At 60.2% G+C, this 12,981-nt stretch carries 11 protein-coding genes and 1 pseudogene; 4 read left to right on the top strand and 8 right to left on the bottom strand.

The genetic code is table 11. The annotated features are described in order from the left end of the window. Positions 1–6 precede the first annotated feature (6 nt). Positions 7–744 carry a siderophore-iron reductase FhuF gene (gene fhuF / locus CFII68_RS24720; RefSeq protein WP_018600639.1) on the bottom strand — a complete coding sequence of 246 codons (738 nt, stop codon included), beginning with the start codon at positions 742–744 and terminating at the stop codon, positions 7–9. Between the two features lie 203 nt (positions 745–947). On the opposite strand from fhuF, the gene CFII68_RS24715 reads away from it, so the two are divergent. Next, on the top strand, positions 948–1,163 hold the full coding sequence (locus CFII68_RS24715) for an MbtH family NRPS accessory protein (protein ID WP_018600641.1): 216 nt from the start codon (positions 948–950) through the stop codon (positions 1,161–1,163). Positions 1,164–1,199: 36 nt separating this feature from the next. After that, positions 1,200–2,630 (top strand): diaminobutyrate--2-oxoglutarate transaminase, encoded by a 1,431-nt coding sequence (locus tag CFII68_RS24710; RefSeq protein WP_018600643.1) that lies wholly within the window; start codon positions 1,200–1,202, stop codon positions 2,628–2,630. Positions 2,631–2,750: 120 nt separating this feature from the next. Here CFII68_RS24710 and CFII68_RS28115 read toward each other — a convergent pair whose 3' ends face one another. Further along, positions 2,751–3,428, bottom strand: coding sequence for a methyl-accepting chemotaxis protein (locus CFII68_RS28115; RefSeq protein ID WP_371103355.1), 678 nt, complete (start codon positions 3,426–3,428; stop codon positions 2,751–2,753). Positions 3,429–3,623: 195 nt separating this feature from the next. Continuing rightward, positions 3,624–4,778 (bottom strand): annotated as a pseudogene (locus tag CFII68_RS28120) (FIST signal transduction protein); the annotation flags it as partial. A 192-nt stretch (positions 4,779–4,970) separates the two neighbouring features. Between CFII68_RS28120 and CFII68_RS24700 the strand changes: the two are divergent. After that, the gene (locus tag CFII68_RS24700; RefSeq protein WP_256211699.1) at positions 4,971–6,224 is read left to right on the top strand and encodes a hypothetical protein; all 1,254 of its coding nucleotides are present in this window, start codon (positions 4,971–4,973) and stop codon (positions 6,222–6,224) included. Positions 6,225–6,621: 397 nt separating this feature from the next. Here the strand turns inward: CFII68_RS24700 and yghU are convergent, their stop codons facing one another. The 5 genes from yghU to CFII68_RS24675 all read right to left on the bottom strand — a co-directional run bounded on the left by yghU (position 6,622) and on the right by CFII68_RS24675 (position 11,488). Beyond that, on the bottom strand, positions 6,622–7,461 hold the full coding sequence (gene yghU / locus CFII68_RS24695; RefSeq protein WP_018600650.1) for a glutathione-dependent disulfide-bond oxidoreductase: 840 nt from the start codon (positions 7,459–7,461) through the stop codon (positions 6,622–6,624). A gap of 43 nt (positions 7,462–7,504) precedes the next feature. Then, positions 7,505–8,239 (bottom strand): ABC transporter substrate-binding protein, encoded by a 735-nt coding sequence (locus CFII68_RS24690; RefSeq protein ID WP_018600652.1) that lies wholly within the window; start codon positions 8,237–8,239, stop codon positions 7,505–7,507. A 26-nt stretch (positions 8,240–8,265) separates the two neighbouring features. Further along, positions 8,266–9,609, bottom strand: a complete 1,344-nt coding sequence (locus CFII68_RS24685) for a diguanylate cyclase (RefSeq protein ID WP_018600654.1) — start codon at positions 9,607–9,609, stop codon at positions 8,266–8,268. A gap of 1 nt (position 9,610) precedes the next feature. After that, the gene (locus CFII68_RS24680) at positions 9,611–10,369 is read right to left on the bottom strand and encodes an ABC transporter substrate-binding protein (protein ID WP_018600656.1); all 759 of its coding nucleotides are present in this window, start codon (positions 10,367–10,369) and stop codon (positions 9,611–9,613) included. A gap of 123 nt (positions 10,370–10,492) precedes the next feature. Next, complete coding sequence (locus CFII68_RS24675) at positions 10,493–11,488, bottom strand: aldo/keto reductase (protein WP_018600658.1); 996 nt, start codon at positions 11,486–11,488, stop codon at positions 10,493–10,495. A 113-nt stretch (positions 11,489–11,601) separates the two neighbouring features. On the opposite strand from CFII68_RS24675, the gene CFII68_RS24670 reads away from it, so the two are divergent. Then, positions 11,602–12,525, top strand: a complete 924-nt coding sequence (locus CFII68_RS24670; RefSeq protein ID WP_033062331.1) for a LysR family transcriptional regulator — start codon at positions 11,602–11,604, stop codon at positions 12,523–12,525. Positions 12,526–12,981: the final 456 nt, after the last annotated feature.

Here is a 12,981-nt window from a genome sequence, read left to right on the forward strand (position 1 = left end):
CTGCAGTTAAACGGGCTGTTCCTGCCGTTTGCATTCATCGAGTGGGCAACTGCTGCAATAGCCGACGCCGGGAAGGCGGTAGCGAATGCAGCAGATGCGCCTCAGGCGCTGTGGCTCGTCCTCGCCGATATCGTGGTACTGCACGGGGGCGAACAAAGGATTACGCCGGCCGTTCGGGCGCAGGCGGGTATTCAGGATTTCCTTGGCCGGTGCGGTGCTGTACGCGTTGGCCAATGGGTGCAGGTCGATGCGGCTGGTGACGAACTCGAAGGTGTTGCCGGCATTGCTCCAGAACAACCGGGGCGATGCCTGGGAGACACGGACCAAGGTTTCGATGACGGGCTCCAGATGATCCTCGACCAGGGTATGAAATCGCTCGAAGGCCGTGCAGGGTGGCAAAGGCTGGCCGGCATGGACCAAGTGCAACGCCTGTGGCCTGGCGTCATTGCCCAGTTGTATCCCGGTGTCGGCAAGGGCAAGTGGCAGATCGCATTGCTGGAGCAGATTGGCGGCCATCACCGGTGCCAGGAAGGTGCTGAAATACCATTTGGACCACAGCGACACCAGGGCCAGGCGCTCATCGGTTTTGTACCGGACCTGCAGGTCGTCGACGAATGCGCTGAAATACTCATGCTGGAAGAACCTGTCACCCGGTACGTCTGTACGGGGATGGCTGCGCAGTTGCAGCTTTTCACCATGCTCGGCAAGCGGACCGGTGAACAGCGGGGCAAGGCTGGGAATCATCGACTCATCCGTGGACCGCGAATTGAGAGAGGTTATCGTTCAGAGGGGCTCGAAGTATAAACAGGGCGTTGCCGTCTTGCGACTGTTCATCGTCGATAGGGAAATTTGAGAACAGTGTATGAATTTTTAAAAATTAATGAGAATCGCTACCATTAGTATTGTATCGTAGGCGTCTTTCCGCCATGTCAGTCAAGGAGCAAGCAATGAGTTTGGACAGTCCGGATACGCGCTTTCTGGTTGTAGTCAATGATGAGGAGCAGTACTCGATCTGGCCGGATTATCGAAGCGTGCCCAATGGCTGGCGCACGCTCGACATGAAAGGCAGCAAGCAAGAGTGTCTGGACTATATCGAAAAGGTCTGGACCGATATGCGCCCGCTGAGCCTGCGCCAGGCCATGCAAGTACAAGGACAGGGCTGATCGCCCGCGACAGAGTTTTTACCTCAGGGATTCAATATGGAAAGCGTCCAGCCCCGTCTATCATCCAGCGCAACCTTCACGCTGGAACAGTTTCGCCAGCAAGCACCGCGTGAACTGAACACCAACCCGTATCTTCAGCGCCAGGCGGCCCGTGAATCGAATGCCCGGTCTTATCCACGGCGTATTCCGTTGGCGCTGCAAGAGGCCCATGGCCTCTATGTTCGTGATACCCAAGGTCAGCTGTTCATGGATTGCCTGGCGGGGGCGGGAACTCTGGCGCTGGGGCATAACCACCCGGTAGCCATCGCGGCCATGCGCCAAACGCTCGACTCCGGCTTGCCCTTGCACACCCTGGATCTGACGACACCGGTCAAGGATCGCTTCGTCGAAGACCTGTTCAACGCGCTGCCGGAAAACTTTGCCCGTCACGCTCGCATCCAGTTTTGCGGGCCGACCGGTGCCGATGGCATTGAGGCGGCATTGAAACTGGCCAGGACGGCCACCGGGCGCAAACCGATTCTGTCGTTCTCTGGCGGCTACCACGGTATGACGCTGGGCACGTTGAGCCTGATGGGCAACCTGGGGCCGAAACAGGCACTGGGCTCGCTGATGGCCGATGTGCAATTTCTGCCTTACCCCTATGACTACCGTTGTCCGTTTGGCATTGGCGGCGAAGCCGGTGTCGATGCCGGGTTGCATTTTATCGAACAACTGCTCAGCGACCCGGAGTCGGGTGTGCTGCCACCTGCGGCGGTGGTGGTCGAAGTCGTGCAGGGCGAGGGCGGCGTGATCCCTGCGCCGATACGCTGGCTCCAGGGCTTGCGCCAATTGACCCGTAAGTTCGGCGTGGCGCTGATCATCGATGAAGTCCAGACCGGCCTGGGTCGTACCGGCAAACTGTTTGCGTTCGAGCACGCGGATATTGAGCCCGATATCCTTGTACTCTCCAAAGCCATCGGTGGTGGCCTACCGTTAGCCGTGATGGTGTACCGCGAAGAATTGGATACCTGGAAACCAGGTGCCCATGCCGGTACATTCCGCGGCAATCAAATGGCGATGGCGGCGGGGGCTGCGACGCTGCGCCATATCATCAGCGAAGACTTGCCGGGACATGCCGATGTCATGGGGCAACGACTCATGGGGGCTCTGCGCCAGTTGCAGAACCGCTATGCTTGCCTGGGCCAAGTACGCGGCCGAGGACTGATGGTGGGTGTGGAAATCGTCAGTGACACGGCGAGCGACAGTCGTGTCCCAGCAGCCGATACGGCATTGGCCCAGGCAATCCAGCGTCAATGCCTGCGCTTGGGCGTCATTCTGGAGCTCGGGGGGCGCCATGGTGCCGTTGTGCGGTTCCTGCCGCCATTGATCATCCGGGCCGAGGAGATCGACGTGTTGGTCGAACTGTTCCAGGTTGCCCTGGCCAATGCCCTCGTGGAGGTCAAGGGCCGGGCGTTGCATATCGCGTGAAATGCAGCAGTGTGGGAGCCAGGTTTGCTCGCGATGACGGCGGCACATTCAACCTCAGCGCAAGCTGACCGACCGCTATCGCGAGCAAGCTCGCTCCCACAGGGTATCTGCGGCAATTGCTCAAGCGCTGGCGTGAGTCAGCCCGGTCAAGGTGTCCGCGATGGCCTTTGTGCGTTGCGCGGTGCCTTCGGTGGTGCGGCTCGAGTCTTCCAGGGCATCGAGCATCTCGCGCAGGGCGCTGACGGCGACGGACTGGTCTTCGATCTGTTGGGCGACGCCTTGGATCTCCGTCGAGAGCAGGTCAATGTCCACGCCGATTTCCGCAGCATTCTTGCGGGTGATTTCCGCGAGTTTGCGGACCTCATCAGCCACCACCGCAAACCCTCTGCCCATCTCACCGGCGCGCGCTGCTTCGATGGCGGCGTTGAGGGCCAACAGGTTGGTCTGTCCGGCGATTTGTTGGATGACCTGTACGATCGACTGAATACGCAAGCTCGAACTGGCAAGCGCACGGGCGCCGACCACCGCTTCACCCGCTTGCGTGGCAAGCTGTTCGACGGTCGAGCCGGCCTGTTCGGCGACGCTGTTTTGCCGGTCGATCGTGCCCGTCAGGTCATCCATCGACAGGTGTAGCTCACCTGAGTAGTGCTTGATTTGCGTCGCCATCTGCGCCTGCTGCTGGCTGGCCTGGGCCAATACCTGGCCCAGGTCGGTCAGGCCGTCGAACACCGGCAGGATGGTGTTGTCCAGGCCGCGCGTGTCCAAGGCACTGCTGAAATCATTCATCTTGAACGCCATGATCTGCTTGACCACGACATGGTTCAGGCCGGCCAGTTTCTTGATCTGGCGGCGCAGGAAAAACGCCTTGAACTCGCCATAGTGAGCGATGAAGTTATCGACGTACTCATCGACAAATTGGGCGCCCTTGGTGACTCTGAAGAAGAAAATCGCCGTGAGTGTCTGGTTAAGGTTCAAGCCGAGGATTTCACCAAACGTCGAGAAGCCGGCCAAAGGCACATCCCCGAAAATACCGGCCATGCTGCCCAGGTCGCTGCTGTTGTTGAGCCGGCGCAGGATGCAGTCGTTGAGAATAGCGGCCACCGGACGACCGCCCTTGCCCTTGAGGAATTTCTCGTAGTCGAGTCGGGTCGCCTCGCGAAGGGGCGTGCGCTTGACCATCACCAGCTCTTCGCCGGGCGCCACGTCGCAGAACAGCTGGATGATCTGCTGCTGATAGTCGATGCGGGCAATGGAGCGTACGAACAGCTCATCGCCCACACGGATGGCGAATGAATAATCGGCCAGCTTCTTTTCCAGCGCCTGGGCACTGCACTCGAATGCATCGCACAGCGCCTGGACCATGCTCTTGATGTTGCCACGGCTGTCGATGACCTGGTCGATGGTGCGGTCTTCGACCGACGCGGTCAGCACGCTGAACGTCAGCCCGGCCGGTTGGAAGTTCTGACTCTTGAACACCCCGAAGCGCACGTCCGCCGCGGTTTTCAGGAAGACAATCTGCGCATGATTCTGATAACTGCGTTGCCCGTCACTGATCAGGGTCTTCTTGAAATCGGTCTTGCCACCGGCCGAGCCGCCGACGAACAGGCAAGGGAAACGTCCCGACTCATAGAGTGCCTCCATAAAGAACGACTCGGAAGCCGAAAGACCATCGAACACCACGTAGGCCAAGGTGTCGCGATGATCAATCGGCGTGCTCACTTGCGCCTGCTTGATGTTAGTCACCAACCTGGCGATTCGCTCACGCATGGTCAAGCGCTTGCCGCCACCGCGAATGTCCTCGCACTCCAGCGGCACCATCACCACCTCGGCCGACACAATCACACTGGCGTCAAACAGCTGCAGCACCACCCGATCCCAGGTTTCGCCGGTCTGGCAGTACAGCGTGTTCGCACCGTTGCACAGCTCACCTGACGTCGTGCACAGGCTGATGGTGCTGTGGGCGAAGCGCTTCTTGACCTTGGCGGCGATCTGGTCAATATCCAGGTGCGGGGAGACGAATCCAGTGATCAGCACCGGGGTAATACGTATGTTGGCCAGCGCCTGGTCCAATTCAGCAGAGGTGCAGGCCACGCTGACCGCGCCTTGAGTCTGGGCGCGGGCCTTGTTGAATAGATTCAGTAGGTTCATGGCTGGACTCGGTGAGTGCGACGTGGCGCGTACGCGGTATGCGTGCGGAGTCCTTTCTCTGTAGCGCTCACGGCTGGGGGCTTGTATGGGCGTGAGCTTGTGCTATTTGCGGGGGCGGCCCATAGGGGCTTTTGGTTGGGGTTTACTCCGCCTGTTGATCAGCGACTTTCGTATGGGGCCCAGGAGAAACCTATGAAAAAAATCAGCCCTATGACGCCTGGACGGCAAAGCGACACCCGCTATGCTATCGACGGTGGCGTCTTGCCATTTATCACGCCCACCACAACCCCAGGTGCGAGACGAGAACCTGCTCGTCATCGCCCGTTGCAGAGACGATCCATGAATACATACAAAGCCGTGTCCGGAGTGGCCTGGGGTGTTTTGTTGGGTTGCATCGGCCAGGTCAACGCTTTTCAACTCTCGCCGGATGGCACCTTGGCTGAGCGGGAGATGGCCAAGAAATATGGGGTTTCCTATAAGGCGACGGTGCCTTTCGCCAGTTTTGCGCTGCATAATTTTTCCGATCCTGCCCATGAGGCGCTGACGCAGAAGATCTATGGGTGCGACGGGGATTGGCAGGATTGCAGCAACCCCAATCTGGAGAATGCTGGCGCCTACATCATTGCCGGGGTTCGCTGGAACGATGATCCGGTGTTCATGCCGGGCGCGGAAGATGCCAAGACCAAGGGTTGCAATGGTCGCTACTCGGTTGGGTTTATTTCGCAGACGCGGTGCTGGGTCAATCTCTTCGAGAAGGCGGAGAGCATAAGCGCCTCTGATCCAATAGCGTTTATGGGGGCGGGAAACTACATCTCCCGTTCGCATTTCGGCGACCTGCAATTCTTGCACTCAATGGCTTCCCAAGAGGGTGACGCGCCGGAGAAGACCAAGCGTGAAATCATGATGTGGGCCGAGTTCGCCTGGGGGGTTGCCGATGGAACCTATCCCATCAATACCTATTTGAAAGACATCAAGATCGAAGGCTGGGAGCAGCATTTCAATAACGGGCAGACGGTGCAGGATCTTTTTGCTGTCGGGCGTCCATGGCTGCGGGCGAATGTGAACCAGGTGGCGTTTGGCAGTTTGCTTCACCTTGTCCAGGACAGCTTTGCCGGGGGGCACGCACAGCGGCGCGAAGAGATCCTGGGTGACAAGTGCATGGGCCGTACCGAGGCTGCGCTGGGGAGGATTGAGGCGTTTCACTCTTACGCTCGGCAGGATCATGCCAAGCACAAGGACGGTGATGCCAGTTCAGTCGCCAGGCTCATGTTGATGGCGCATGAACCGGATGTGGTGGATGCGGGCAAGAAGCTGCGGGGATTTATCGCCGATGGCAAGAAATGGGCGGACGTCAGGCCTTATTTGGACGAGTGTGTCTTTGCCCTGGCCAATGAAACGACTCCGGCGTCGGCGGGCGATGGGTACAAGCTGGAAGCCAGCCGCTGAACACTTGACGAAAAGCTGGGGAAAAAACTGTGGGAGCGAGCTTGCTCGCGATGACGTTGGCACATTCAGCATCGAGGCCAGCTGATCCACCGCTTTCGCGAGCAGGCTCGCTCCCACAGAGGGGGGCTGTGCTGGTCGAGAAACCGAGGTTCATCACCCGTCCAGTGTGGGAGCGGGCTTGCTCGCGAAGGTGTCGGCACATTCAGCATCAATGCCAGCTGATCCACCGCTTTCGCGAGCAGGCTCGCTCCCACAGAGGGGGGCTGTGCTGGTCGAGAAACCGAGGTTCATCACCCGTCCAGTGTGGGAGCGGGCTTGCTCGCGAAGGTGTCGGCACATTCAGCATCAATGCCAGCTGATCCACCGCTTTCGCGAGCAAGCCCGCTCCCACAGGGCCTCAGCCCAAGTCCCCAGCCTCATGCCGCTCCGGCACTTGGCTCGCCTCATCTCCCCACGTGCGGTTGACCCGCTGTCCGCGCTGGACGGCGGGGCGCTTGGCAATGTCTTCGGCCCAGCGCTGCACATGGGTGTATTCGTGGGCACTCAGGAATTCGGCGGCGCCGTACACGTTGTTGCGCACCAGTTGCCCATACCAGGGCCAGACCGCGATGTCGGCGATGGTGTAGTCATCGCCTGCCAGGTATTGGCTTTCGCCGAGGCGGCGATCCAGGACGTCGAGTTGACGCTTGGCTTCCATGGTGAAGCGATTGATCGGGTATTCGAGTTTCTCCGGCGCATACGCGTAGAAATGCCCGAAGCCACCGCCCAGGTACGGGGCGGAGCCCATCTGCCAGAACAGCCAGTTCAATGTTTCGGTGCGACCTGCCAGGTCGGTGGGCAGGAAGGCGCCGAATTTTTCCGCCAGGTACAGCAGGATCGAGCCGGACTCGAAGACCCGGATACCGGGCTCCACGCTGCGATCCAGCAGGGCCGGGATCTTGGAGTTGGGGTTTATCTCGACAAAACCGCTGGAGAACTGGTCGCCTTCGCTGATGCGGATCAGCCAGGCGTCGTATTCCGCGCCTGTATGACCCTGCGCCAGCAGTTCCTCCAGCAGGATGGTCACCTTCACACCATTGGGCGTGGCCAGGGAGTAGAGCTGCAGCGGCTGTTTACCAATCGGCAAGATTTTTTCATGGGTCGGCCCGGCGATAGGGCGGTTGATGCTGGCGAACTGGCCGCCAGACGGGGCGTCGTTTTTCCAGACCTGGGGCGGAACGTAGGACGCTTTACTCATCGGGACATACCTCATCGTTGCTTGTGGTGTGATCCCCCAGAGTCTACCGCTGTTCGCTCATGATCCGCGCCACTTCACCGGAAGCCTTGAGCTGCTCGAAAGCGCGCTGGGCCTTGGCGACGACTTCATCCGGTGTGCTCAGGCTGAACGCCAGGTGGACCTTGTGGGGTTGTTCGTCGAGGATGTAGACCTCTTCCAGCGAAGTGAAATCCATTTGGGCATCTTGGCTCATCAGGCGCGCGGTGTTCTCCGGCATCGGCAGCAACTGGATCTGGCGATTCAGCAGTTTTTGAAAGTTGTCGTGGTTGTTGGCCGAGATGACCAGCCGGGTAAACCCACGCTGTTGCAGGTAAATCTGCTTGGCGTCGTTTCGCACCACGCCGATGCTGTACTGCTTGGCCTCCTCGAGGTTGTTGACGGCTATGTCTTTATTGTCGCGCAGCTTATAGAGCCGGCTCGCCACCCGATGTATTTCACCCACCCACTTGAACAGTTGCTCGCGGGCTGGGGTGCGGTCCAACGGGAAGATCAGCACGTTAGGTTCGTGCAGGGCTTTTTCATAGGCCCGGGCCCACGGGTACAGCGACAGGCTGTAGTCGGTGAGCTGCGCGTTTTTCAGCGTTTCTTCGGCGATGCGACTGCCCGGCCCGACGACCTTGTCGTCACGCTGGTAGGCGTAGAGGGAGTCTTCGGTCACGACTTCGATCGCCTCGGCGTGGCTTTGCAGACTGATCGAGGTGAGGAGCAAGCACGAGCAGAGTATCAGGCGATAGTGCATATACAGACCTCATGGCACGCGATGGTTTACAGGGCGACGCAGTCGCGCCCCTGGTGTTTGGCCCGGTACAGCGCCTGGTCGGCGCGTTGCAGCAGTTGATCGAAATGGTCCATGGTCTCCGGGTCCAACTCGGCGACGCCGATGCTCACGGTGACAAACGGCGATACCTTGGAACCGCTGTGGGGCAGTTCACGTTCTGCCAGGCTTGCACGGAAACGTTGGGCGGCCTCGCAGGCCAGGGCGGCGTCGACGTTGGGCAGGACCACGACGAACTCTTCGCCGCCGACGCGCGCAGTCAGTTCGCCAGAGCGGCCGAACACGCTGCGCAAGGTCTCGGCGATCTCTTTCAAGCACAAGTCGCCTTGCATGTGGCCGTAGGTGTCGTTGTAGATCTTGAAGAAATCGACATCGCACATGAGCACGGCCAGCGGGGTCTTGTGGCGGATCGCCCGGCGAAACTCGATGTCCTTCAACTCGTCGAAATAGCGACGGTTGGCCAGCCCCGTCAAATCGTCGTGACGTGACAGTGCTTCGAGGGCCTGGTTGGCCGCCTTCAATTCTGCGGTGCGGGCCTCGACCAGTTCGGCCATTTGGTCGCGGCTGGCGGCAAGGGCCAGTTCGTCCGAATGCTGGCGCTCCAGATGGGCGCGCAGATTGTCCTGGAGTGTATTGACCTGGAATTCGAGCAGGCCCAGTTCGTCCTGGCGCTGCACAGCCCGTTGCAGCTTGAGGTGCCGCATGAGGGTTTGCGGCGCCAGTTCGCCCAGGTGCCGGGCGATGTGCACCACATGCACGGTCACCAGGCGATTGAACACGGTCATGACCAACCCGGCCAGCAGCAAGGACTGGATGAGCTGGGTGATGACGATGCTGCGTGCTTCGCCCCAGAGGCGTTCCCAAAGCAGGTTGTTGTCGCCTTCGATGGTCAGCTCGCCGACTTTTTCATGGGCCCCGGCGTAGGGATGCGCGATAAGCTCTCGACGCAGCACCGGCACCACGCCCGATTGATCGGCGGCGTATCGATTGATTTCGATGACTTCAGGGGCTTGCCCGGGGCGCAGGATGTTCAACGCCACGCGACCCACGGGGGCTGCCGTGGCGACGCTGCTGATTTGCTGGTCGAGGGATTCACGGTCCAGTTCCCATATGGCATGGGCCAGGGTGTTCTGGAACACCTGATCGATCAGGGCCAGCTCCGAATTCATTTCCGCCAGGTTGTTTTCCCAGGCCAGCCAGGTACGCCAGGTGACCATCGCCAGGGTAAAGAGCAGGCAGAACAGCAGCGTTGCCAGCACCAGGCGGCGCCCTAGGGAGCTGAACGCCTTGGTCTGTGGTTGCAGGGAGGACGCAGTACGAAAATTTGCATCCATGTCATAACCATTTGCGCAGGATGGCATCGTAGACGCCATTGCGGCGGACGGTCTCCAGGCCCGCACGGAATTTCGCCACCGTATCGGCCGGCGTATTACGGCTGAATGCCATGCTCAAGCCATCGGCGCTGCTTAGCTCGGGCAGCGCCAGCGAGCGGATCAGCAACTTGTCCGGGTCTTCGCCATTCTGGCGCGTCAGGTACAGCGCGTTGAGCTCATTGGAAATCCACAGCTCCACGTGATCGACCTTGAGCTTGCGGTAGTTGTGTTCGTACTTGGTGCTCGACTGCAGTTCTTCGCCGATGCGAAAGCCCTTCGAGACCAGGTATTGCTCACCCACGTCCTGATTGACCGTGGCGATCTGGTGCCCATGGGCATCGGCCAGCGAGTCGAGTTTCACCGGCCGGTCCGCCAGCGAGTAGATGTACCACTGCGTCGGGCCGATGCTGCCGACCCACTGGAAAAGCGATTCGCGTGCAGGCGTGCGGACGATCGAGTAGATCAATACGTTGCTTTCATTGAGCGCCAGTTCGTAGGCCCGGGCCCACGGCATGGAATGGATAGGCGCGTCCATGCCGACTTCCTTGAGCACGGCCTGGACCACCTCGGTGCTCATGCCGGTCATTCGGCCGTTCTGCGTCATGTTGTAGGGCGGTAGCTCCTCGGTCACGATGCGCAGCGGCGCCTCTGCCGCACAAGCGCTTGCAGCGAGGAACATCAGGACGCCCCACATCAGCAGGCGATTCAGCGGCCAATCCATTGATCATTACCCTATGCAACTGGCAGAACCCGGAGGTCTGGGAGCTATTATTGTATAGGGTTATCGGCTGGGCTGGCGCCTGCTTGAATCCGGCCTGTCGAAACTGCCAGCCCAGCCGCAGGATCAACCGTTCAACAACGTCATCGTGTGCGCCTGGTATCGGTCGCCCGCCACGGCGCCTTCGCCTGCGAAAATCCCGTCCAGCTGGGCCAATTCACCAGCGCTCAACACCACTGAAGAAGCTGCCACGTTGCTCTCCAGGTACTTGCGCTGCTTGGTGCCCGGGATCGGGATGACGTGGTCGCCCTGGGCCAATACCCAGGCCAAGGCCAATTGCGCAGCGCTGATGCCCTTGTCCAAGGCCAATGCCTTGACCCGCTCTACCAGCGCCAGGTTGTGATTGAAGTTGTCGGCCTGGAAGCGCGGGTTGAAGCGGCGATAGTCATCGGCGGCGAAGTCCTCCGGTGATTTCAGCTCGCCAGTCAGAAAGCCCCGGCCCAAGGGACTGTAGGCGACGAATGCAATGCCCAGGCGCCGGCAAGTAGCGAGCACGCCATTGTGTTCGGGCTCGCGGGACCACAGCGAGTATTCGCTTTGCACCGCTGCCAGGGGATGCACGGCGTGGGCTCGCTGGATGGTCTCGGCGCTGGCTTCCGAGATCCCGATGTGGCGGACCTTGCCGGCCTTGACCAACTCGGCCATGGCGCCGATGGTTTCTTCGACGGGCACGTCAGGATCGATGCGGTGCTGGTAGTAGAGGTCGAGGTAATCGGTATCGAGGCGCTTGAGGCTGCCGTCGACAGATTGCCGGACGTAGTCGGGGCGACCATTGACGCCGCGGGCATGGGGATCGCTGCTGCGCACCAGGCCGAACTTGCTCGCCAGGTACAGGCCGTCACGCTTGCCACGCAGGGCCCGTCCGAGCAGTTCTTCGTTGGTATGCGGCCCGTACATGTCGGCGGTGTCGAACAGCGTCACGCCCAGTTCCACGGCGCGGTGCAGCGTGGCAATCGCTTCGCGTTCGTCCACGCCGGTGGTGTAGAAGTCCGACATGCCCATGCAGCCCAGGCCGATGGAGGAAACGTGAGGGCCGTGATGGCCGAGTTGGCGAGTCTTCATGCTGATAGCTCCTGGAAATGAACGACCTGTGCAGTCTCTATCAAGCGGTTTCCTGGATAAATCCACGATTATTGGTTTAACTATTCGTGATATCTAAATAGTGAGGCGCGAGATTGGACCGATTACAGGCCATGCAGGTGTTCCGGCGCATCGTTGAACTGGGCGGTTTTGGCAAGGCGGCCGATGACCTTGGGCTGCCCCGGGCCACCGTCAGCCTGCTGATCCAACAGTTGGAAGCCCATCTGGGCGTGCAACTGTTGCAACGCACCACCCGGCAGGTGCGCGCAACGCTCGATGGGCAAGCGTATTACCAGCGCAGCGGCCAGTTGCTGGACGACCTCGATGACCTGGAAAGTTCGTTATCGGCGCAACGCAGCCAACCGCGCGGCACCTTGAAAGTGGACATGCCCATCGCCTTTGGTTGCACCTGGATCTTGCCGCGCCTGCCGGATTTCTATCGCCGCTACCCGGCGTTGCAACTGGACATGGGTTTTCATGACCGCCAGGTCCATCTGCAGCGCGAGGGCGTGGATTGCGCAATCCGCGCCGGCAATGTCGTCGACCAGGCGCTGGTGGCGCGCCCCATCGTGCGCCTGCATCAACTGACGTGCGCCAGCCCTGGCTATCTGGCCCGCGTCGGCACGCCCGGGCGGTTGGAGGATTTGACGGCGCACCGGGCCATAGGGTTTGCGTCTGGCAATGGACGGTTCTTCCCGTTCGAATTCGAGGTGGCGGGGCGGGTGCGCGAAATGCAATTGCCCAGTGACTTGAACGTCAACAATGCCGACGCCTATGTGACGGCCTGTGAAGCGGGGTTCGGCTTGATCCAGGTGCCGCGTTATCACGTGCAACAGCAGTTGGCCGGGGGCAGGTTGGTTCAGGTACTTGAAAACTACAGCGTGCCGACGTGGCCGATCTCAGCGGTGTACCCGCCCCATCGACAGTTGTCGCCCAGGGTGAGGGTCTTTATCGACTGGGTAATTGAGCTGTTGCAGGGAGAGGCGGATGCCCAGCGGACGTTGATGGATAGGGTGTAGATGGTGCTTGTTTCAGGAATGGAAAGCGCCGTTTTTTGAGCCGGTATCTACTTGCTTTGGTGTGCATATCCGTTTCTTCGGTAACGGCCACTGACGGTTCCGCTCTTACAGCGGCTCACTTTTGAGAAGCCCGGAAGCTGGCCCAGTCAAAAGTAAGCAAAACGCTTCTGCCCCACCACTCGGTGCCTCGCTTAGGCTCGGCATGCCTGCGTTCGGCCAGCGTGGTTAACGGGGCGCCCGAGATCCACGTCCACGCCGAGGCGGCCTAGTAGCCGACCTGGCTCTCCCGGTCGTACACCCATCAGATCTGTGGGAGCAAAGCTTGCTCGCGAGGCGGCCTGATAGCCGGCCTGGTTCTCCCGGTCGTACTCCAATCCAATTAATGTGGGAGCGAGCCTGCTCGCGAAGGTGCCACAATCAGCATTGATGCAAGCAGATCCACCGCCATCGCGAGCA

It is taken from the genome of Pseudomonas sp. CFII68 (assembly GCF_000416195.1).
GTDB lineage: Bacteria > Pseudomonadota > Gammaproteobacteria > Pseudomonadales > Pseudomonadaceae > Aquipseudomonas > Aquipseudomonas kilonensis.